Source organism: Pseudomonas synxantha BG33R (assembly GCF_000263715.2).
In the GTDB taxonomy this organism is placed as follows: Bacteria; Pseudomonadota; Gammaproteobacteria; order Pseudomonadales; family Pseudomonadaceae; genus Aquipseudomonas; species Aquipseudomonas synxantha_A.
Window position 1 is genome coordinate 4,258,423 of the sequence record NZ_CM001514.1, and the last position, 19,593, is coordinate 4,278,015.

The 19,593-nt window shown below is 58.4% G+C and carries 13 protein-coding genes and 1 tRNA gene; 5 read left to right on the plus strand and 9 right to left on the minus strand.

Annotation, left to right across the window (positions count from 1 at the left end; genetic code table 11):
* The first annotated feature begins 123 nt into the window (after positions 1-123).
* Positions 124-297, plus strand: a complete 174-nt coding sequence (locus PSEBG33_RS29605) for a hypothetical protein (RefSeq protein WP_005789875.1) — start codon at positions 124-126, stop codon at positions 295-297.
* A gap of 277 nt (positions 298-574) precedes the next feature.
* Here PSEBG33_RS29605 and PSEBG33_RS08860 read toward each other — a convergent pair whose 3' ends face one another.
* Positions 575-1,780 (minus strand): MFS transporter, encoded by a 1,206-nt coding sequence (locus PSEBG33_RS08860; RefSeq protein WP_005789876.1) that lies wholly within the window; start codon positions 1,778-1,780, stop codon positions 575-577.
* Between the two features lie 273 nt (positions 1,781-2,053).
* Here PSEBG33_RS08860 and PSEBG33_RS08855 point away from each other — a divergent pair, with 273 nt between their 5' ends.
* Positions 2,054-2,938 carry a LysR family transcriptional regulator gene (locus PSEBG33_RS08855; RefSeq protein ID WP_005789877.1) on the plus strand — a complete coding sequence of 295 codons (885 nt, stop codon included), beginning with the start codon at positions 2,054-2,056 and terminating at the stop codon, positions 2,936-2,938.
* 204 nt (positions 2,939-3,142) lie between these two features.
* Here the strand turns inward: PSEBG33_RS08855 and PSEBG33_RS08850 are convergent.
* A tRNA-Asn gene (locus PSEBG33_RS08850) sits at positions 3,143-3,218 on the minus strand.
* Between the two features lie 60 nt (positions 3,219-3,278).
* On the minus strand, positions 3,279-4,175 hold the full coding sequence (locus tag PSEBG33_RS08845) for a LysR family transcriptional regulator (RefSeq protein WP_005789878.1): 897 nt from the start codon (positions 4,173-4,175) through the stop codon (positions 3,279-3,281).
* A 100-nt stretch (positions 4,176-4,275) separates the two neighbouring features.
* Between PSEBG33_RS08845 and lldD the strand changes: the two genes are divergently transcribed.
* A complete protein-coding gene (gene lldD, locus PSEBG33_RS08840) occupies positions 4,276-5,412 on the plus strand; it encodes an FMN-dependent L-lactate dehydrogenase LldD (protein WP_005789879.1) in 1,137 nt (378 codons plus the stop codon).
* A 408-nt stretch (positions 5,413-5,820) separates the two neighbouring features.
* Positions 5,821-6,747: a GGDEF domain-containing protein gene (locus tag PSEBG33_RS08835; protein WP_005789880.1), complete on the plus strand. Its 927-nt coding sequence runs from the start codon at positions 5,821-5,823 to the stop codon at positions 6,745-6,747.
* Between the two features lie 21 nt (positions 6,748-6,768).
* Here the strand turns inward: PSEBG33_RS08835 and PSEBG33_RS08830 are convergent, their stop codons facing one another.
* The 6 genes from PSEBG33_RS08830 to PSEBG33_RS08805 all read right to left on the minus strand — a co-directional run bounded on the left by PSEBG33_RS08830 (position 6,769) and on the right by PSEBG33_RS08805 (position 16,574).
* Positions 6,769-7,548: a TenA family transcriptional regulator gene (locus PSEBG33_RS08830; RefSeq protein ID WP_413817848.1), complete on the minus strand. Its 780-nt coding sequence runs from the start codon at positions 7,546-7,548 to the stop codon at positions 6,769-6,771.
* Between the two features lie 78 nt (positions 7,549-7,626).
* The gene (locus tag PSEBG33_RS08825; protein ID WP_005789882.1) at positions 7,627-10,089 is read right to left on the minus strand and encodes an EAL domain-containing protein; all 2,463 of its coding nucleotides are present in this window, start codon (positions 10,087-10,089) and stop codon (positions 7,627-7,629) included.
* 71 nt (positions 10,090-10,160) lie between these two features.
* Positions 10,161-11,963 carry an ABC transporter ATP-binding protein gene (locus tag PSEBG33_RS08820; protein WP_005789883.1) on the minus strand — a complete coding sequence of 601 codons (1,803 nt, stop codon included), beginning with the start codon at positions 11,961-11,963 and terminating at the stop codon, positions 10,161-10,163.
* Complete coding sequence (locus PSEBG33_RS08815; protein ID WP_005789884.1) at positions 11,956-12,591, minus strand: DsbA family protein; 636 nt, start codon at positions 12,589-12,591, stop codon at positions 11,956-11,958. The genes PSEBG33_RS08820 and PSEBG33_RS08815 overlap by 8 nt, the downstream gene beginning before the upstream one ends.
* A gap of 3 nt (positions 12,592-12,594) precedes the next feature.
* Positions 12,595-13,536 carry a rhodanese-related sulfurtransferase gene (locus tag PSEBG33_RS08810; protein ID WP_005789885.1) on the minus strand — a complete coding sequence of 314 codons (942 nt, stop codon included), beginning with the start codon at positions 13,534-13,536 and terminating at the stop codon, positions 12,595-12,597.
* A 131-nt stretch (positions 13,537-13,667) separates the two neighbouring features.
* Entirely contained in the window at positions 13,668-16,574 is a 2,907-nt protein-coding gene (locus PSEBG33_RS08805; RefSeq protein ID WP_005789886.1) for an RHS repeat-associated core domain-containing protein, read from the minus strand.
* Between the two features lie 194 nt (positions 16,575-16,768).
* Here PSEBG33_RS08805 and PSEBG33_RS08800 point away from each other — a divergent pair, with 194 nt between their 5' ends.
* Positions 16,769-19,564: a Tc toxin subunit A gene (locus PSEBG33_RS08800; RefSeq protein ID WP_005789887.1), complete on the plus strand. Its 2,796-nt coding sequence runs from the start codon at positions 16,769-16,771 to the stop codon at positions 19,562-19,564.
* Positions 19,565-19,593: the final 29 nt, after the last annotated feature.

Here is a 19,593-nt window from a genome sequence, read left to right on the forward strand (position 1 = left end):
AACAGGGAGTGCGCAGAGGTTTGCAGGATAACGGAACTCGAGCTGCTTTCTGCTGACGTTTACCTGACGTTAACCCACTGCTGCTTAAGCTAAGGCTTCTCTTATCCAGAGCTCGCCCTCGCCATGAACCTGTCTTCGATGATCAAAGGTGCCCTGCTAGCCTTGATTTTCCTCGCCCTGCTGGTGGGTTTCCTGCCGCCGGACGCTCAGCGGGGACGCATGGGCGGCAGCGGCTGGTTTCCGATTGGCCAGAATGCCGAGCGCACAGGATCGGGTTATGTCGCCAGCGCGTCCTGATGACATCGGCGCCAGTTATGCCGCCCAGTTGGTCGCGTGCGTGGTGCTGATTGTTGGCGTGTCGGTTTCGGTGGGTATCTACATTGCTCGCTTGAATGCACACGTCGATAAGCAACGAGAGCTGTCACCGGTGTATCTGCACGCCTGCCCCGGAGGTCGCGGGGGCTTTATTGTCTACCCGGATGGCAGGCGCAGCGGTGACAGTTGTTATAGAGCCGATGAAGGGGAACCAACAGGCATCGACGAGGCGCAGAATCTACAGGCTCGCACGGGGCTCTCAAGCGCGACGAGGTGCGGGCAGCGCCTTGTTCATCGAGAAGATCACACCTGCCAACGAAACCGCCAAAATAGCGATAATGACCCATGGAAATGACGTCGATCCAGCCTGCGCCAGCAAAACGCCCCCCACTACTCCACCACCGGCAACCGCGGTATTCCAGGCCGTGGTGTACATCGACTGGGCGACATCAACAGAATCGCCAGCCAAGCGAGACAATGCCGTCTGGGTAATCGTTGCAAATCCTCCGACAGCCAGCCCCCACACTGCAACCGAAGGGTAGATCATTGCCGGGATACTGCCCCAAAGCCCTAGCGACAGCGACGCTAACCCAAAGACAAGAACACTGGCGATGATGAGAAATTGCAACCGGCGATCAATTGTCGCGCCTACAAGCCATAGACCAACGATGGAACCTAGCCCGAAGACAAACAGCACAACATCCAACTCTCTAGCCAGGCCCGAAGCGTCCAGGAATGGCTCAATGTAGATATAGAGAACGTTGTGAGCGACAACGAAAGTGAACACCACGAAGAGAACTGAGCGAATACCCGACTTCAGGAACACATTAACAAGGGACTGCCGTTGCTCCTTGGTCTGCCCAGGAAAATCCGGCACGGTGGCCATCACCCATACGATGAGCGATAACGCCAATACGGTCATCAGGCCAAAGGCGCCTTGCCAGCCAATTGCTCGCCCCAGCAGGGCTCCCAGTGGAACCCCCAACACGAGCGCGATCGTAGCCCCAGCACCGGAAATAGCGATTGCCCGTCCACTCAAGTGACTGGGCGTCATGCGCACCGCATAGCCTGCCAGCAGCGACCATACAACGCCGCCAAATACCCCCGCAAAGAAACGCGCCACCAGCGAAACCATGTAATCGTCAGACAGCGCAGTGACCAAATTCACCACGGCAAAGCCAGCGATTGCAGTCAACAGCAGCGGGCGACGACGCATGCCCTGTGTCAAAAGCGTCAATGGAATAGCGGCGATCAACGCGCCCACCGCATACACGGTGATGAACTGCCCCGCCAGGCTTTCCGATACGCTCAGCCCTTGCGAAATCGAGGAGAGCAACCCGGCAGGCATGATCTCCGTCAGAAGCGTGATAAAGGCTGCCATCGCCAACGCCAAAAGGCCGGCAAGGGGTAGCCCTGGGCTCAGAGTGTCAGGTCTGGAAAAACCAGCCGTATTGTTAGACGTCATTCAGATATCACTCCTTTATTCACCCAAACCACACCCATTTCCCGACAGTCGCTGTGTGACGCGGGTACAGCCGCAAGCCTGCGCCGCCGCCCCGTCTAAATGTACATAATCCATCGGGATTTCCTTCTAACGGTTGAAGACTCCGTGATGGCCCCTTTTGCCGGCCACCTGCATCCTATTTGGCAAATATGAGTGTGGCCTACCTCGCGGAAATGAAAAACAGGGTAAGGTTCCGAACATCTATGACAGGTAAGTCAATAATAGGCAGGGTTTATGGAAAGCTTGGGTGTTCTGGATGTGTTTGTGCGGGTCGGTGAAACGCGAAGTTTTACCGCTGCCGGGAAACAGCTCGGCATATCGGCATCGGCAGTGAGCAAGGCAATCGGCCGCCTGGAAGAACGACTGCGTGTACGGCTATTTCATCGGTCAACCCGTACGGTCAATCTGACGCCTGAAGGGGCGCAGTTCCTGGAGCGCTGCAGGCGAATCCTCCACGAGGTCGAAGCGGCAGAAAATGAATTATCTCAATCGCAAGCCACCCCCTATGGAAAGTTAAGAGTCAGTGTGCCGTCTGTGGGCATGCTGTTCATGCCGGCATTCGCAAAATTTAAACAGCGTTATCCAGACATCGAACTGGATATTGACTGCACGGATCGATTGGTAGATGTAATCGAGGAAGGTTTCGATGCGGTTATCCGCACAGGCGATCCGACAGATTGCCGGTTGATGGCACGTGAAGTCGGCACCTACCGACGTGTCATTGTCGGATCCAGCGCATACTTCAAGCACGCGGGCGTGCCTCATAAGCCGGAAGACCTGAGGCAGCACAAGTGCATGTTGTATCGCTACCGCAGTACCGGGAAGTTGGCCACCTGGCCGCTAGGTCCCAGCTTCCCGGGCAACCTCGAGCTGCCCATCAGCATGATAACCAACACCTTGGAGCCCCTGGTCACGTTTGTTGAACATGGCCTCGGGATAGCGTGCGTGCCTGATATTGCGATCAAACGTCAGTTGGCCGAGGGAACGTTGATATCGGTATTGGAGGACTTCAATGAGGACGTTACTACCTTTCGGGTTTTATGGCCTTCGAGCCGTCTCTTGTCGCCTAAATCAAGAGTGTTCATCGACTATATGGTAGATAACCTCTTTCCTCTATAGGTAAACAGAAGCTGTAGACGCTATGCGCCAACCAGGGTTTCTCCGGCCCGACATTGATTGAAACGACTGCAGCGACTTTCATTGGCCTTACCTCTGAATCGAAGGATTAGAGATGGCGTCATGGGAAGCGCGCTAAGCGTTTGGTTTGCTGGGTCAAATCCCAAGCAAAAAAAAAGCCTGTATTTCTACAGGCTTTTCTCTATCTGGCTCCACGACCTGGACTCGAACCAGGGACCCAATGATTAACAGTCATTTGCTCTACCAACTGAGCTATCGCGGAATGCGCCGTATGTTACTGATTAAAAAGAAGAAGTCAAGCTTTGCGTTACATTCGTTTCAATTAACCGCCATGACCTGTTGAAAACGCCGGCTCCGCCGCCAGATCCAGCCAGGCCCGCGCCGCCGGTGGCAGGTGGGCGCTGGCGCGCCAGGCCAGGGCGATGTGCCAGTCAGTCTGGGGTTCGTCTAGGGGGATCAGGGCGATGCCGGTGTGTTGGTGTTTGTGCGCCAGCATCCGCGGCAGGAAGGCGACGCCCAGGCCGGCGGTGACCAGGTCGACGATAAAGTCGATCTGCCCGCTACGGGCGGTGACTTTCGGGGTCACGCCTTTGCGCTCACACGCGCTGAGAATCTTGGCGTTGAGGGCGAAACCGGCTTCGAACAGGATGAACGGCGAGTCCGCGAGATCGGTGAAGTCGATGCGCTTGCGTCGGGCCAGTGGATGGTTGATGGGCAGTACCGCGATCAGGGGTTCGTTGCGTACCGGTTGGTAGTCAAAGCCTTCGTCCACCGGCAACAACAGTGCGGCCAGATCGACCTCCCCTGCCTCCAGGCATTCACGCAGTTTTTTACTGCCGTACTCGGTCAGTTCAATGTCGATGTCCGGGTAACGGCTGCGGTATGTGGCGAACATGGCGGCAAACAACACGCCGCACCCCACCGGCGGCAAGCCGATGCGTAGCACGCCACGTGTAAGACCGCGCAGGTCGTTGATTTCAGCCATCAGGTCGTTGCGTTCGGCGAGTATCACCAAGGCGCGGCGGTAGGCGATTTCGCCGGCGGCGGTCAGCTCGTTCTTGTGGCCGAGGCGGTTGAGCAACGGCGCGCCCAACTCATCCTCCAGGGTCTTGACCGCCTTGCTGACGGTAGACTGGGTTAACGCTACCACCTCGGCTGCCTGGGAGAACCCGCCCTGGCGCACCACTTCGACAAACGCACGCAATGTTCGCAGGTTCATCAGCATTCCTTTTGCGACTGGATAGCAGTGATAAAAGTTGTTTTTATCATGTCACAACTTTGCTTATCGTGTAGCACTTTGCCCTGTGGAGACACCGTCGATGATCATCTCGTCCGCTTCCGACTACCGCGCTGCGGCCAAGCGCAAGTTGCCGCGCTTTCTGTTCGACTACATCGACGGTGGCGCCTACGCCGAGCACACGTTGCGCGCCAACAGTTCGGACCTGGCCGAGATCAGCCTGCGCCAACGCATCCTGCGCAATGTCGACAGCCTGAGCCTGAGCACCCACTTGTTCGGCACGGAACTGGCGATGCCGGTCGTTCTTAGCCCGGTCGGCCTGACCGGCATGTATGCGCGGCGCGGCGAAGTGCAAGCGGCCAAGGCAGCTGCCAACAAAAACATCCCCTTCTGCCTGTCGACGGTGTCGGTGTGTTCAATTGAGGAAGTGGCCTCGCAGAGCCCGCAGTCGATCTGGTTTCAGCTCTATGTGCTCAAGGATCGCGGCTTTATGCGCAATGCGCTGGAGCGAGCGCAGGCGGCCGGCGTGACCACGCTGGTGTTCACCGTGGATATGCCCACACCCGGCGCACGCTACCGCGATGCGCACTCGGGCATGTCCGGGCCGTACGCGGCGCAACGGCGCATGTTGCAGGCGGTCACCAAGCCGCAATGGGCATTCGATGTGGGCTTGATGGGCCGCCCCCACGACTTGGGCAATATCTCCAAGTACCTGGGCAAACCCACCCATCTGGAGGACTACATTGGCTGGCTTGCCAACAACTTCGACCCGTCGATCAGCTGGAAAGACCTGGAGTGGATCCGCGAATTCTGGAAAGGCCCGATGATCATCAAGGGCATTCTCGCCCCCCAGGATGCCAGGGATGCGGTGAGTTTCGGTGCCGACGGTATCGTGGTGTCCAACCATGGCGGCCGCCAACTCGACGGCGTGCTGTCCACCGCCAAGGCGTTGCCGCCGATTGCCGACGCGGTGGGCGATGACTTGACCGTGCTGGTGGACTCCGGCATTCGTTCCGGGCTCGACGTGGTGCGTATGCTCGCCCTGGGTGCGAAGGCGTGCCTGCTGGGGCGCGCGACCACCTATGCACTGGCCGCCGAAGGCCAACGTGGGGTAGAGAACGTGCTGGATATCTTCGCCAAGGAAATGCGCGTGGCCATGACGCTGACCGGCGTCACTTCCATCGCGCAAATCGACCGCACGACGCTGGTCCAGCCGTGATGAAGGCGGTGTCATTTATGTGAGGTTTATTTGAGACGTTGTTTGTTCGCGACAAACAACGCGAACCACCGTGACATTAAAGTTGAACGGGTCGGCTGCAACGCCGGCCCCTACCAGCCAAATAACTGGCGCCATTAATTAAAAGATAATTTTTATTTTAATTACAGTCTTTTGATTTATAAGAACTTTTTAAAACAAAACGGCTTTGGCACGAATCTCGCTGTAACACTTCCCACGCAGGTTAAGTGATGACAAGACGTGCGGCACGTGCCTCGGGGTTATAACTCAATGCAAAGCGGTTTAAACTGCTCCCCATGTTTTACGGAACTGAAGGAACAGTAAGACGCCTGGCACTTGCCGCCCTCATCCCGCCTGTAAGACAGCCAAGTGCTTAGAGGCCATCCGCTTATGAAAACACCCACCCAGACCAACGCGATTGACTTCGACACTGCCAAATTGCAGCGCCTGGGATTTGGTCAACCTTCCCTGCGTCCACGCCGCCCCGCAACCCTGAGCGAACTTTGCCAGCAACTGAGCCAACAGTTGCAAACCAGCCTGGAGCCGGAGCGCATCCTCGGCCTGTTCTTTCGCGAAATACAACGCCTGGTGCCGCTGGACGCGTTGCAGTATCGCCATGCCGCCAGCGACCTGCGCCTCGAGTTCGGTCATCGTGGCCACCATTCGGTGAGCTACACCTTGAGCCACGAAGGCGAGCACCTTGGGGAACTGGTGTTTCGCCGCAACCAACGGTTGATCGACGAGGAATTGAGCCAGCTTGAATCCCTGCTGGTGACGTTGCTGTATCCAATGCGTAACGCCCTGCTCTACCGTGCAGCCACCCGCAGCGCCCTGCGCGATTCGCTGACCGAAACCGGTAACCGCGTGGCCATGGATCAGACGCTACAACGGGAAATCGACATGGCCAGGCGGCATCTGCACCCCTTGTCGGTGCTGATGCTGGACATCGACCACTTCAAGAGAATCAATGACACCCATGGTCACGCCGCCGGCGATAGCGTGCTGCGCACCGTGGCGGGGGCGATCAAACACCAGTTGCGTAACGTCGACATGGTATTTCGGTTTGGCGGGGAAGAGTTTCTGATCCTGCTGTCCAACACCGGACGCGATGCAGCGAAGATGGTCGGTGAGCGTTTGCGTCAGGCGGCACAAGCCCAGGACTATTGGGTGGAAGGCACGCGGGTCGAATTGACGGTGAGCCTGGGTTGCTCGACGCTGCTGGCGGCCGAATCGGCTGAAAGCCTGCTGCGCCGAGCAGACAACGCGCTGTACGTGGCCAAGCGCGAAGGACGCAACCGCTTGGCGATGGCGGGGTAATTCCCCGCCATCACGTTTACATCACGCCTCGCTGGCAACGCGCACCGGGCGCTCGCGAATGGCTGGCGCCTTCTCTTTGTCTTTCTCTACGTTCTCCAGGCGCATGCAGCTTTCCAGGAACAGGTACATGTAGTCGTAGCTTTTGCATACTGCCTGGCGCAACTCTTCCTGCAGGGCCTTGCCAGGGTTGTTCCCGGCCAGGGTGCAGATGATTTCCAGGGCTTCCCACGGGTGGGCGTCGTCGTACTGGGCGTGCATCTTCAGCCACTTCATCGCCCGCTTGCGATCTTCCTCGGGGAAGGCGTCGGCATACACACCGGTAGAGCAGACCACGGCAGACCACTCCCCTGTCGCACCCTCGATCGCATAGTTGGTGGCGGCAATCGCGACGATCAACGAATCCGCCGAGCTGGTGTGCCAGCACCAATGACTCAGTGCATGCAATTCCGGCGGCACGTCCTGGGCTTGCAGCTCTTCAAGGCTGACACCATGGGCACGCGCCCAATTCACCCAATAATCAGCATGGTTGAGTTCCACGCGAATGTTGCGCATCAGCCAACGTCGCGCCATATCCTCACCCGGGTGGCGGGCGAACTTGGTCTTGGTCAGGTTTTGCGCCATGTACAAGGCAAACTGTTCCACCACCGGCCAACCACCAATGAGGTAGTGGCGCATGGTCCTGGCGCTGAGGGCGTTGTCGCGCATACGCTGATACAGTTCGTGCTCGACAACCCGACGCTTGCTCTCGCTACAGGCCTGGATCAATTGCTGCGCCCAGGCTGGGTAACTCGAGGCTTCCATAAGCGGCCCGGTTCTGTTGAATGTGTCGATCACTGTAGGGCTCCTTTTTAAGTGTGATTTTACAGACCAGCAAATGTTTCAGCGGAATGTGCCGGGCGCCTTGAACACCAGGGGCTGAGGCCGCACGGGTCGACACTGCAAGCTATCAAAGGTAAACAATTGCGGGCGTTCAATCAGGTAGCCCTGAGCGTAATCCACACCGATCTCAAGCAACGCTTGTTCGATCTGGGGTGTTTCAACAAATTCGGCAATTGTGCGCTTACCCATGACGTGGCCGATGTGGTTGATCACTTCGACCATGGCGCGGTTAATCGGGTCGTCCAGCATATCCTTTACGAAACTTCCATCGATCTTCAGGAAGTCTACAGGTAAATGTTTCAAATATGCGAATGAGGACATTCCGGCGCAAAAGTCGTCGAGTGAGAAGTGGCAACCTAACGCTTTGAGTTCATTAATAAATCGAATGGCACTACCCAAATTGGCTATAGCGCTGGTTTCAGTTATTTCAAAACAAATCATTTCCGGTGGAATGTTGTAAGCGCCGAATTTCTCACGTAAAAAACCTAGAAAATCGTCATCACCGATAGTTATTCCTGACAGATTAATCGCACACATAGCCATAGGACGGCCCGGACGTTCAGTCATGCATCGAGCAATGATCTTGAATACGTTCTCAACCACCCAACGATCCAGCGACGTCATCAAACCGTATCGTTCGGCTGCCGGAATAAAACTGTCGGGCAAAATGATGCGCCCGGCTTCGTCATGCAGGCGTAGAAGAATTTCGATGTGCCCATTGCCGGCTTCGGTGTGGCCCAACGGCGAGATTTCCTGCGCGTAGAGGCAAAACCGATCCTCCTCAAGGGCAATGTGCAGGCGCTGCACCCAGGCCATTTCGCCAAAGCGCAGCGACAACTCGGAATCATCGGCGTGATAGACCTGTATGCGGTTGCGCCCTTTTTCCTTAGCCATGTAGCAGGCCATGTCGGCCGCCCGCAGGGAGGTTTCCAGGGTGGTTGGGGTTTGCGAGATATGCACCAGGCCGATGCTGACGGTGGTCATGAACGGTCGGCCTTTCCACACAAAGTGCAGACTTTGCACCGTATGGCGCAAGCTCTCGGCGATCTTTTCCGCCACCGGCGCCGGGCAGTTCTCCAGCAGAATGCCGAACTCGTCGCCCCCCAGGCGTGCCAACGTATCACCCTCGCGCAAGTCAGATTGCAACAGCGCGCAGATGTGGCGCAGGAGTTCGTCGCCTGCCGCATGGCCGCAGGTGTCGTTGACCAGCTTGAACTGGTCGAGATCGAGAAACATCAAGGCATGTCGCCCATTTTGCTGGCGTGCCACCTGTTGCAGTACCTGCTCAAGACGGAACTCGAATTCGCGGCGGTTGGCCAGGCCAGTCAAGGCATCATGGGTCGCCTGCCACGAAAGGTTGGCGATGTACTGGCGCTCCTGGGTCATGTCGTGCAGCACCAGCACCGCACCGCTGACCTTGCCGGCACTGCGGATCGGCGCGCCCACCAGCGTGACCGAGACGGTGCTGCCGTCCAGGCGCTGGATCAGCTTGGAATGCTCGCTGCCGCCACTGAGTTGGCCCTTGATGATGTGTTCAATCAAGGCGAAGCCGTCGGGCTCGGCGTTTTCATCCAGCAACTTGAATAACGCCGCCAACGGCAAGCCCTGGGCCTGTTCGGACTTCCAGTGGGTCAGCGCTTCGGCCGCTGGGTTCATATAGGCAATGGCGCCGTCGACGTCGGTGGTGATCACCCCGTCACCAATCGACTCCAACGTGATCTGCGCCCGCTCCTTCTCCGCTTGCAGCGCGTCAGCGAAGGCGTGGCGCTGGGCCAGCAACTTGTGGGTACGCAACAGCGCCAGGACGATCAGCCCCAGGGCGGTGGCCAGGTTGGTGATCAACAACAGGCGCAGGATCATTCGCGAACCTTCGCCCAGCGCATCACTGAACGCCTTGGCGGCCGGCGTTACACCCTCGTTGATGGCAATGATGCGCGCTTTCCAGGCGCGCACATCCTGCTCGGTGACCTGATCGGTGCTGATGGCGCTGTGCATCTGTTGGGCCAGTTCATCCAGTTGCTCAAGGTAGTCATCGCCGACCGTCCACAGTTCAATGGCTTTTTCCAGGTAGCTGAAATGGCGGAAGTTGAGGTACAGCCAGATCAGGCTGGGGACGTCGTCCGGGTGATTGCCACCCTTGAGGATGCCCAGGCGCGCGGCAGCCAGGTTTGGCGTGGCACGATCCAGAGCCACACGCAGCTCATGCCCGCCTTGAGGTACGGCAATGGCATGCTGGTATTTGAGATAGGTGGCGTCGTCGCGACTATCGGCATACAGCGTCAGGTAATAGATGGCATCCTTCTGGCCCTTGGACCACAAGCTTTCGCCAGCCACATAGCCACGCACCGCAGAAAGCACGTAGAGACTGCCACAGCCTAACAATGCCTGGAACAAGACAACGGCAATAAAGGGCCAGACGATACCCAACAACCGTGGCGTTCCGAGAGTCCGCTTTTGCTTCATGAAGTCCCTTACACATGCACAGCTTGATACGCACGCGAAAATCCGCTTCCGATAGCACAGCCTAAGCTAAATCAACGCACTTGTTGCAGGTGTCCGTAAAGTTTGGCGTAGAGCCCGCCGTCGGCAATCAATTGCTGATGATCACCATCCTCGGCGATGTGCCCGCCATCGAACACCAGTACTCGGTCAGCCTGTTTCACCGCGGACAGCCGGTGGGCGATGATCAGTGTAGTACGCCCGCTGAGAAACCGCGCCAATGCCTGATGCAGGTTGTACTCGGTCGCCGCATCCAGTGCCGAGGTGGCTTCGTCCAGAATCACCACTTTGGGCTCGGCGAGCACCATGCGGGCGATGGCCAGGCGCTGCCGTTGACCACCGGAGAAGCGCACACCCGAGCGCCCCACCACACTGTCCAGGCCCATGGGCAGCGCCCTGACAGTAGCATCCAGCTGGGCGATTTCCAGCGCCTGCCAGCAGGCTTGATCGGAGCGAGTGCGGCCCATGGTCAAATTGGCGCGCACGGTGTCGTTGAACAGCGCCGGGTGTTGCAGGACTACGGCGACGTTTTCACGAATGGTTTCCAGGCCGATCTCCTGCTGGGTGGCCCCCCCAAAACGAATGCTGCCGGCCTGTGGTGTGTAGAGCCCCAGCAGCAACTGCACCAGGGTACTTTTGCCGCCGCCGCTGGCGCCGACAATCGCCACCTTCTCCCCCGGCGCGATCGCCAGGTTCAATTGGTCGAGCACCAGGTCCTCGCCGTAGCCGAACTCCAGGCCACGCACCTCGATACCAACAGTCTCATGCCCGGTAAACGGGTCTGCACCACCGGCGTACTGCGGCTCATCGGCACGTGCCAACAGCTCGTTGATCCGCGTCAGCGCGCCGCCCGCTGCGTAGTAGGCGTATTGCAGGTTCAGCAGTTGCTCCACCGGGCCGATCATGAACCACAGGTAGCTGAACACGGCAAGCATCTGGCCGATGGACAGGTCGGAGAACAGCACCGTAAGCATGGCTGCCGCACGGAAAATGTCGATACCGAACTGGAACAGCAACCCACTGGCGCGGCTGGAAGCATCGGTTTTCCATTGGGAATGAATCGCATAGTCGCGCACTTCCTGGGCACGCTGGCCCAGGCGCCCGAGGAAAAAGCCCTGGCGATTGCCGGCGCGCACTTCCTGGATGGCATCGAGGGTTTCGGTCAATGCCTGGGTAAAGCGCGAGGTGCTGTCGTTCTCCAACTTCTTCAGATGCTTGACGCGCTTGCCCAATTGCACGGTGGCGTAGATCACCAACGGGTTGAACAACAGGATCAATAGCGCCAGCTGCCAATGCATCCACACCAGGATTGCCGACGTGCCGACCAGGGTGAGCATCGCCACCAGGAAACGGCTGAGGGTTTCGCCGACGAATTTGTCCAGGGTGTCCAGGTCGGTGACCAGGTGGGTAGTGACCGTACCGCTACCCAGGCTTTCGTACTCACCCAGGGAGATCCGCTTGAGGCGTTCGATCAGGCGCACGCGGATGCGATAGACGATGTCCTTGGCCAGACGCGCAAACAGCCGCGCCTGCACCACGTTGAACACCAACGCACCACAGCGCAGGGCCAGCGTTACCAATAGCATCAGGCCGATGTAGCCGGCGGCTTTCTGCCAACCCAGGGGCAACGCGTGGTTCATCACCTTGAGCGCGGCATCGCCGTGGCCCAGCAGCACTTCGTCCACCAGCAATGGCAACAGCAGGGGGATCGGCACACTGCACAGCGTCGCCAGCACGGCCACGCCATTGGCGATCCACAGGGCTTTCTTGTGACGCAGCGCCAGACGGCGAATCTCTGCCCAGGTCAGGCGGTCAGTGCGTTGAGGTTGCTCATACACAGGCAGCTCGCTCCAGCCATCGACCCAATAACGGCGACAGCTCGGACAGCGGCTGGTAACCATTGGTCAGCAAGGCCAACTGGCCATTGCGCTCTGCGAGCAACGTCGGGAAACCGGCGATCCCCAGATCCTGCACCCAGGTGAAATCGGCGGCCGTGGCAGCATGCTGCTCGGCGCGGTCGAACTCGCCTGCAAACTCGATACGCGGAATGCCGGCCTGCTCGGCCAGCTCCACCAGCACATGGGCGAGGGTCACGTCCTGTCCCTCGACATAGAATGCGCGCTGGATCAGCCCCAGCAGCGTCCAGGCGCAATCCGGCGCCAGGCTGCGCGCAGTGACGATGGCACGGCAGGCAGGCTCGGTGTCGTAGACAAACCCCTCAGGCAATGCGCCCTCACGCTTGAATGGCTGGCCGGTGGCCTCGGTGACCGCTTGCCAGTGTTCAAGGATGTAGCGCCGGGTGGTCGGCTCCAGCGCTGCACCGCTGCCGGTACGCAAGCCGCCCACCACCAGGTGCACGTCTACGCCGGCCGCCTGGGCCTGCTCAACCAGCGCCTGCGCGACCGGGGCGAAGCCCCAGCACCAGGAACACATCGGGTCCATTACATAGAGCAGGCGCGCAGACATGGCTCAGGCCTCGGAAGGAGTTTGCTTGTAGTTGAAACCAATCGGGTGCGGCATATTGCGGGCCTTGGCCAGCTCGATCTGCTTCTGCCGGTCGATCGCGCTGCGACGGGTCTTCTCCGGCAGCTTATCCCAGCAATGGGGGCAACTGATGCCAGCCACATAATGCTCAGAGGCGCGATCTTCTACGCTGACCGGTGTGCGGCAGGCATGACATTGATCGTAGTCGCCTTCGCTCAAGTCGTGGCGCACGGTCACGCGATTGTCGAACACAAAGCAGTCGCCCTGCCATTTGGTTTCTTCCTGGGGCACCTCTTCGAGGTACTTCAGGATCCCGCCCTTGAGGTGATAAACCTCATCAAAGCCTTCGCTGAGCATATAGCTCGACGCCTTCTCGCAGCGAATGCCGCCGGTGCAGAACATGGCGACTTTCTTGTGCTTGGCCGGGTCGAAGTTGGCTTTGATATAGTCGGGAAATTCGCGAAAACTGGTGGTCTTTGGGTCGATTGCGCCCTCAAAGGTACCGATTGACACCTCATAATCGTTACGGGTGTCGATCAACAGCACTTCAGGATCGCTGATCAATGCGTTCCAGTCTTGCGGGTTGACGTAGGTGCCGACCTTTTTGTTCGGATCAACCCCTTCGACGCCCAGGGTCACGATCTCTTTCTTGAGTTTGACCTTGGTGCGGTAGAACGGCTGGTCGTCGCAGTAGGATTCCTTGTGGTCGATGTCGACCATGCGCGGGTCTTTTTTCAGCCAGGCCATCAGGCCATCGATACCTTCGCGGCTGCCGGAAACGGTACCGTTGATGCCTTCTTCGGCGATCAGCAAGGTGCCTTTGATGCCGTTGTCGACCATCGCCTGCAGCAGTGGCTCGCGCAGGGCGACGTAATCTTCGAGGGTGACGAACTTATACAGTGCCGCCACAACAATCGGTTGAGTCATGGGTGTTCTCTCCAGGTGGCTACCCTCGTAAGGGGTGAACCGGATTCAAAAACGCGTCGGTCAGGCGGCGCGGCGCGCATTCTAACAAAAGTGCGGCGCCATCGCATCGGCACGCAGCCGCTGATAAGTCCTCAGCGATGTGGGTTACGTACCCCTTCCACTCGGTAACGCTGGCCGCCGAGATGGCTGAACATCAAACGATAGGCACCGCGTCCACGAGCAGCGGCGTAGCCGTGCAAATCAGCGGACCATAGTTGGTCTCTGTGAGCATGCCAATGAACCGCGCCAAAACGCCCTTCACGCAAGTGGCTGAGGGTAAGGGCAATACTGCGGCGCTCGCGGCCCGATAGTTGGGTATCTACAAGCCTCGCGGTATCGAACTCCATTTGCGGGGCAGTGGCTCTCGCTGCCGCCGGCGCCACCAACGGCACCTGCGCCTGTGCTTGCCGACCACCGCGTGCGCGACTTGAGCCAGCCACCTGTGTGGTCACCCCAACCTCGAACGCGCTCGGCCCCGCCTGCTGACCGCTCGCGGCAGCGGGCTCACGTGCCGGACTTCGCAGCACTATCACGCCATAGCCCATGCGTTTCAACTCCGGCATCGGGTTACGATTCCCCCCCAGTGCGCGTTCCAGGTCTCCCGCCTCGTCCACAGGCCCCACGTAGCCACGGAGGGTCCCCTGACGCCGATGGACCATAAGGGTAATGCCTTCTTCACCATGACGGCGCGCGTAGGCAAAATTCACCAGCCGCTCCGTTTCTTCGTGACTCAGCCCCGCATCCTCCGCCGCAGCAATCGCCGTCTCCGAAACGGCCCTGGCGAAATTTTCTTCCAGTTGTTGCGCTGCGCTGGCCAGGGCCTGCGGCTGCATGCTTTGATAGGTAATGAAGCGGTCGGTACCAACCAGCAGGCCTCCCACCAGAGCCCCCACGGCAGCCCCCACCCTCGCATCGCCCAGCAACGCTCCCGCCCCCAGGCCCAGCAAGGCCAGAACCAGGATGAGTATGATCTCGTCCTGTATCTGAGGGTTTTCCATGTCGGTAGGCTGCAACCCCATTGAATCAACGAACGTGACCGGGTTGTTGAACGCCATGAGATAAGGATTCAGCTGCGTCCCTCCCCCAACAGGGTCGGGGCTTATCCAGCGCTGCAACCATGGGGCGTAATAGCGGAAACCGTAGTAATACAAACCGCTGCCGTCACGCTCCTTGCCTGAATATCGACGGGTTTTGTAACTGCCCTCCACCGCGTTGCGCGATGCCCACCACGCTGTCCCCCCATACGGGAAATAACTCTCCTGACTCAATAACTCGGCCTGTTCGCCCAACTCCAACCCATGGCTCGACTGCTGATCGGTCAGGCAAAAACGCAGGGCTTCATCGTCAGCCCCCTCATCAAGTCCCAGCTCCCATTGCAAGATCTCCACCGCGCAGCGCGCTACGTCAAGGCGCAATACATTCAATCGACGCAATGGCCGCTGGCGAATTTCCAGGCCTGGCAGGTAATAGACACGCGCTGTTTGTCGACTGCCGGCAACCTGCTGGTGCGTGAGCTTGAGCGCACGCTGGCCGTCGCCTGCATACACATAAGTTTCCTCATCCGAGTCAGCGCCGTCACGCACAACTGACGTGACCCTGGACAACTGATTACGCACGTTCCACACCATCGGTACACCACGCCCCAGCCGTTGCTGATTGCCGTTGGCGTCAAAACCCTGCGCCAACTCGCCAGCCAGATGCTCGCTAGACAACGCGCGGTTACTGCCAATGGCGACCTGCATATCGCGCGTGTAACCGACGCCACTGGACGGCACATGGCGCAACCGGGTCAGGTTGCCCCCCTCGTCATAGGCGTAGTGCTGGGTGTAGTTGCGCCATAAACCGGCATCGGTGGAACCGAACAAAATACGTGCAGGCAGCGCCGGGCCGATGGTGGCGGCGGCACTTTCCCGGCCCGTCGCCTGAGTCAGTTGGTACAGCGAGTCGTATTCATAGCGGCATGAAGCCTCCACTTGCGTGTTGTGGCTCCATTTCGTCGGTTGCGACTGATCCTGCAGGGCTGAAATATTTCCCACCGGGTCATATCCGTAATTCAAATCCTGTAATGGCGTCGCCCGCTCATTTTTGCGGTACGCCATCAGCCGGTGCATACGGCCATCCTCGGCCCGATAGGCGGCGAGGCTGCTCACGCCATTGCCCAGCAGGGCCGCCTCCACCTGACCGGCAGCATTGTAGTCGTAGCGCTCTATCACGGTCTTGCGCGCGCCACTTTTCAAGGCGAGGTGAATATGTTTCGTCTGTCCGTCCAACCCATAGGCAAAGTGCCGACCATTACCCTTGGCGTCGACCTGTTCCAACGTGCCGCCGAGTGCATCAAATGTCCAAAGTGTGGTGTAACGCTCGCCGTCCAACTGCTGGTCCTGATCGGCCTGAGCAAGCGGCCAGTCAACATCGCCCGGCGCCTCGCGAAATCGCCGCGTCTGCCGAAGCACTCGCCCGGTCATCCCATAGGCTTCGAACACCTGGGCGCCAGCCGGGTCGGCATGGCACACCAGACGGCCACTGCGGTTAAGGGCGCGGTGCTCAGATGTTGGGGTGGCATATACCAGGCGTTCGACACAGCGGGGTCGCTCTTCGTCGGCCGCTTGTTCGAACACCGCCACCGGACGCTGCAAGTCATCGTAGTCGTGGCGCTGATAGGCCCCCCTACCGTCCCAGGCCTGCAACAGTTGCCCGGATGGCGCCGCCAGCATCAGCCGCATGCCGGCGTCCACATCGTGGTTGCGGATCAGCGTACCGGACAGGCTGTACACCGACACCTGATTCGCCTCGATCAATGGTTCACGCGATTTAAGGGTATGCAGACGAGGGTCCCACTGCTCAAGCATCAGGCCGCTGGCCCCATAGACTTGACGCCTGACACGGGCCGTCGGCTCAGCCTGGGGGGTAGCGCGCAGATAAGCGACACTGCGGACCGTCAACCCACGGGGGTCGAATGCCGCAAGCGAGGGCGTATTTCGATGAAGTGAAGCAGACATGATCACATGACCTGAGTTGCACAATGGTCAGAAAAGCCTAGGGTTCATGTCTTGCACAGAGGTGGTATCGGTGTATGGGCACCTCAACCGGCGTGCGCCGACGACGCCTGTAAATACCTATACCTGGCCCCGTTAACCTGCGTGATAGCGTTTTTCATTGCCTGCCGGCCCCCCCGGCGGGCGTGAAGGAACGTATGAATATGCAAACCGACAGCAGCCCCTTGCTCGCCAAGCTGATTGATCACTCACGGCCTCCCGCTCCAGGTCGGGACGATTTCAAGACCGCCCTGCGGCGCCTCAACCTCAACTCGGTATTGGACATCGTACGATTGTCCGAAAGAGCCTTTGCCGAGCAACTGGCAACGTACAACGATGACGATGCCCACACGGTGTACCTCAAGGCCCAGAGCGCCGCCGCGCAACTGGAAACGTTATTTCGCGAACAGCAAGTCTCGTCCCCTCCTTCTTCACCGCGCAATAAACGCAGTCTCCCCCCCGAGACCAGCGCAACCTACCAGGCCTTGTTCAAGGAAAAGTGGGACCAGTTCTGCTCCAGTTCGTCTATCGCAGCGCTCGATTCACCGACTGCCTACCTGCGTGCGCTCTATTTGTTCGCCCTGCAGCTGGAAGAAAATACCAAGGACACAAACGCGCTCAAGCTGTCGCAGCGACGCCCGGAACTCAAAGACCAGGTGATCAACCAACATAGCGTTTCGAGCCAGGTTCCCATGTTGTCGATCGTCAACCAGATCTTGCTCAAAAATATCGCGCCGGCCAAAGAGGAAGATACCTATAGGGTGCTGAGTGAAACCTGGTATCCGTTTTCTCTGCCCTATCATTTGCACCATCAGCAATGCCAACAGGGCCTGTCGGGCGACAAGCCGGCGTTGGGTGAGTTGAACTATCGCATCAGTCGCCAGTTGCCTTTGGCAGGAGAAACCAGCACTTACGGGCAGGTCGGCGAACAGAACAACGAAGTCCAATGTCAGTTATCGGGGTTGAGCCCTAACCAACAGACAATGCTGAAAGCTAAATGGGTCACCGAAACAGAGGTGGAAAAAGAGGAAAAGGTGAAAAAGTTCCATCTCCAGTTTTACAACTGGACGATAGATCAAACAGGACCAGAGAAGCTCACTGACTTTCTGAACCATACACAACTGGATGCCGACCAACTTCAGGCGCTGCTTGCACAACAGACTCAGTCACCACGCCAATCACCTAACTGCAAGCAAAACCCCGGCCTCGCCTACGGTGCGTGCTATATCAACGGCACGACCACACCCGCTATCAGCCTGGACAACGCCAAGCTGACCCACGTTAGCCTTGAGCGCTTCGACAGACTGCAACGCATGATTCGTCTACAGCGCTGGCTCGGCCTGCCTTTCGCGCAATTGGACACCCTGATAGTCAGCGCCATGCGCTGCGAAGGCCATCGCAACAGCACGCTGCAGATCACCCATAACACCCTCCGGGCGCTGGGGGTCTTTTGCTATTTGAGCAAACGCTACACGTTGCAAGCCGAAGAATTTGCCGCCCTGCTTCATCAGTTACCCGTCCATGCCTCAGGCGACCGCATGTCATTGTTCGACCAGGTGTTCAATCGCACGGGTTCCGCCCTGCCTCCCCTGTACCTGGACAGCGCTACGTTCGACGATACCACCCGGCAACAACTCTGCGCCGGGTTGGGCCTGCAAGACACCCAGGATTCGCTTCAACTACTGATCCCTCCCGACCAGCCTGCAACCCGTACGATCGAGACGATCAGCAAGATCTATCGGCAAGCGAGAATCGCTCGCCTGTTCGGGCTATCGGTCGTGGAATGCCGACAATTGGTGCAAATGCTCGGGAATGCGAACTTTCTCATGCAGTTGCGCAACCCAACGTTACGCAACAAACCCAAGGGCACGACTGACTTCCTCGACATGCTCATGCACCTGGAATGGGCGAGCCGTTGGTTTAAAGAAAACGGCAGCAGCCTGACGCTGCTCAGACGCCAGCTATTGCTGGATAGCCAGGTCCAGGACCCGATCATCAATCAGCTATTGAAGGAGTTCGCCAGCTATGACCAAGCGTCTCTTTCCAAAGCGTTGCAACTGCTTGATCTTCCTCAGCAACCCGGTGACGAAAAAGATCGTTTACCCGCCGTTGACTGGGAGTCCTTGGCCTATGCGGCGCTGCAACGGATGCGTCCCAATAACAGCATCGAGATGGCGCTCGATCAAGTGCTCTCTTCCGTTCAAATCAGCACGATGCCCGCACGTACGACAACGTTGATCGACCGAGCGAAGCCTAAGTTCAACACACTGCTGAGCAATGCGCGGGATGAGTTGTGGACTTTATATCTACGCCTTAAAGAAATCACCCAAGCCGTCCTCCATGCGCCAAACAATGCCAACGGCTATCAAAAATACGACAATGACTACCATTTCCTGCGTTTATACGCCCCCGCTGCTACGCCGCTGCAAACGCTCAGTTATCTGATACTGCGGTTACCTCACGCCGCCGATATTCTGCAACTGCCCCTCAGCCCACAAGCACTTCACCAGTTTCTGGTCAATCCGCACTGGCTCGCGAGTAAGTACAGGGCGTCTTCGCTGCTCGAACTGACCCCGTACAACCTCTACCTCATGCAGCAGTTCAAACATTGCATACACCACTGCGGCCTAACGGAAGAGCAGCTGCTCAACTACTTCGAACACGCCAATACCCTGCCCAACGGCGCTACGCAAAACACCAGTGAAGAAACGAACGAGCGTCTCGCTCAACTTTTAGGTTGGAGTGCCAGTGAAATCGATGTCTTCAGCAGCCAACTGAAACCTCCACGCATTACCTCAATGAACCGCCTGGACTGGGTGCTGCGCTGCCGCCAAGCCAGCATCGACACAGGCCTGCCTGCCAACATGCTGATCAAAGCCAGCGAACTGAAAGCCGACTCTGCATTGGCTGACTGGAAGAGCGTCGGTGAGGCGGTCACAAGTGCGTATCCATAACCCACTCACACCCTACTCACATTCGACCC

Excerpts from the sequence above, each read along its gene's own strand:
- PSEBG33_RS08825 (WP_005789882.1), bottom strand. The coding sequence starts at position 10,089 with ATGAAGCAAAAGCGGACTCTCGGAACGCCACGGTTGTTGGGTATCGTC.
- lldD (WP_005789879.1), top strand. The coding sequence starts at position 4,276 with ATGATCATCTCGTCCGCTTCCGACTACCGCGCTGCGGCCAAGCGCAAG.
- PSEBG33_RS08860 (WP_005789876.1), bottom strand. The coding sequence starts at position 1,780 with ATGACGTCTAACAATACGGCTGGTTTTTCCAGACCTGACACTCTGAGC.
- PSEBG33_RS08830 (WP_413817848.1), bottom strand. The coding sequence starts at position 7,548 with ATGGAAGCCTCGAGTTACCCAGCCTGGGCGCAGCAATTGATCCAGGCC.
- PSEBG33_RS08855 (WP_005789877.1), top strand. The coding sequence starts at position 2,054 with ATGGAAAGCTTGGGTGTTCTGGATGTGTTTGTGCGGGTCGGTGAAACG.
- PSEBG33_RS08815 (WP_005789884.1), bottom strand. The coding sequence starts at position 12,591 with ATGTCTGCGCGCCTGCTCTATGTAATGGACCCGATGTGTTCCTGGTGC.
- PSEBG33_RS08805 (WP_005789886.1), bottom strand. The coding sequence starts at position 16,574 with ATGTCTGCTTCACTTCATCGAAATACGCCCTCGCTTGCGGCATTCGAC.
- PSEBG33_RS08835 (WP_005789880.1), top strand. The coding sequence starts at position 5,821 with ATGAAAACACCCACCCAGACCAACGCGATTGACTTCGACACTGCCAAA.
- PSEBG33_RS08800 (WP_005789887.1), top strand. The coding sequence starts at position 16,769 with ATGAATATGCAAACCGACAGCAGCCCCTTGCTCGCCAAGCTGATTGAT.
- PSEBG33_RS29605 (WP_005789875.1), top strand. The coding sequence starts at position 124 with ATGAACCTGTCTTCGATGATCAAAGGTGCCCTGCTAGCCTTGATTTTC.
- PSEBG33_RS08810 (WP_005789885.1), bottom strand. The coding sequence starts at position 13,536 with ATGACTCAACCGATTGTTGTGGCGGCACTGTATAAGTTCGTCACCCTC.
- PSEBG33_RS08845 (WP_005789878.1), bottom strand. The coding sequence starts at position 4,175 with ATGAACCTGCGAACATTGCGTGCGTTTGTCGAAGTGGTGCGCCAGGGC.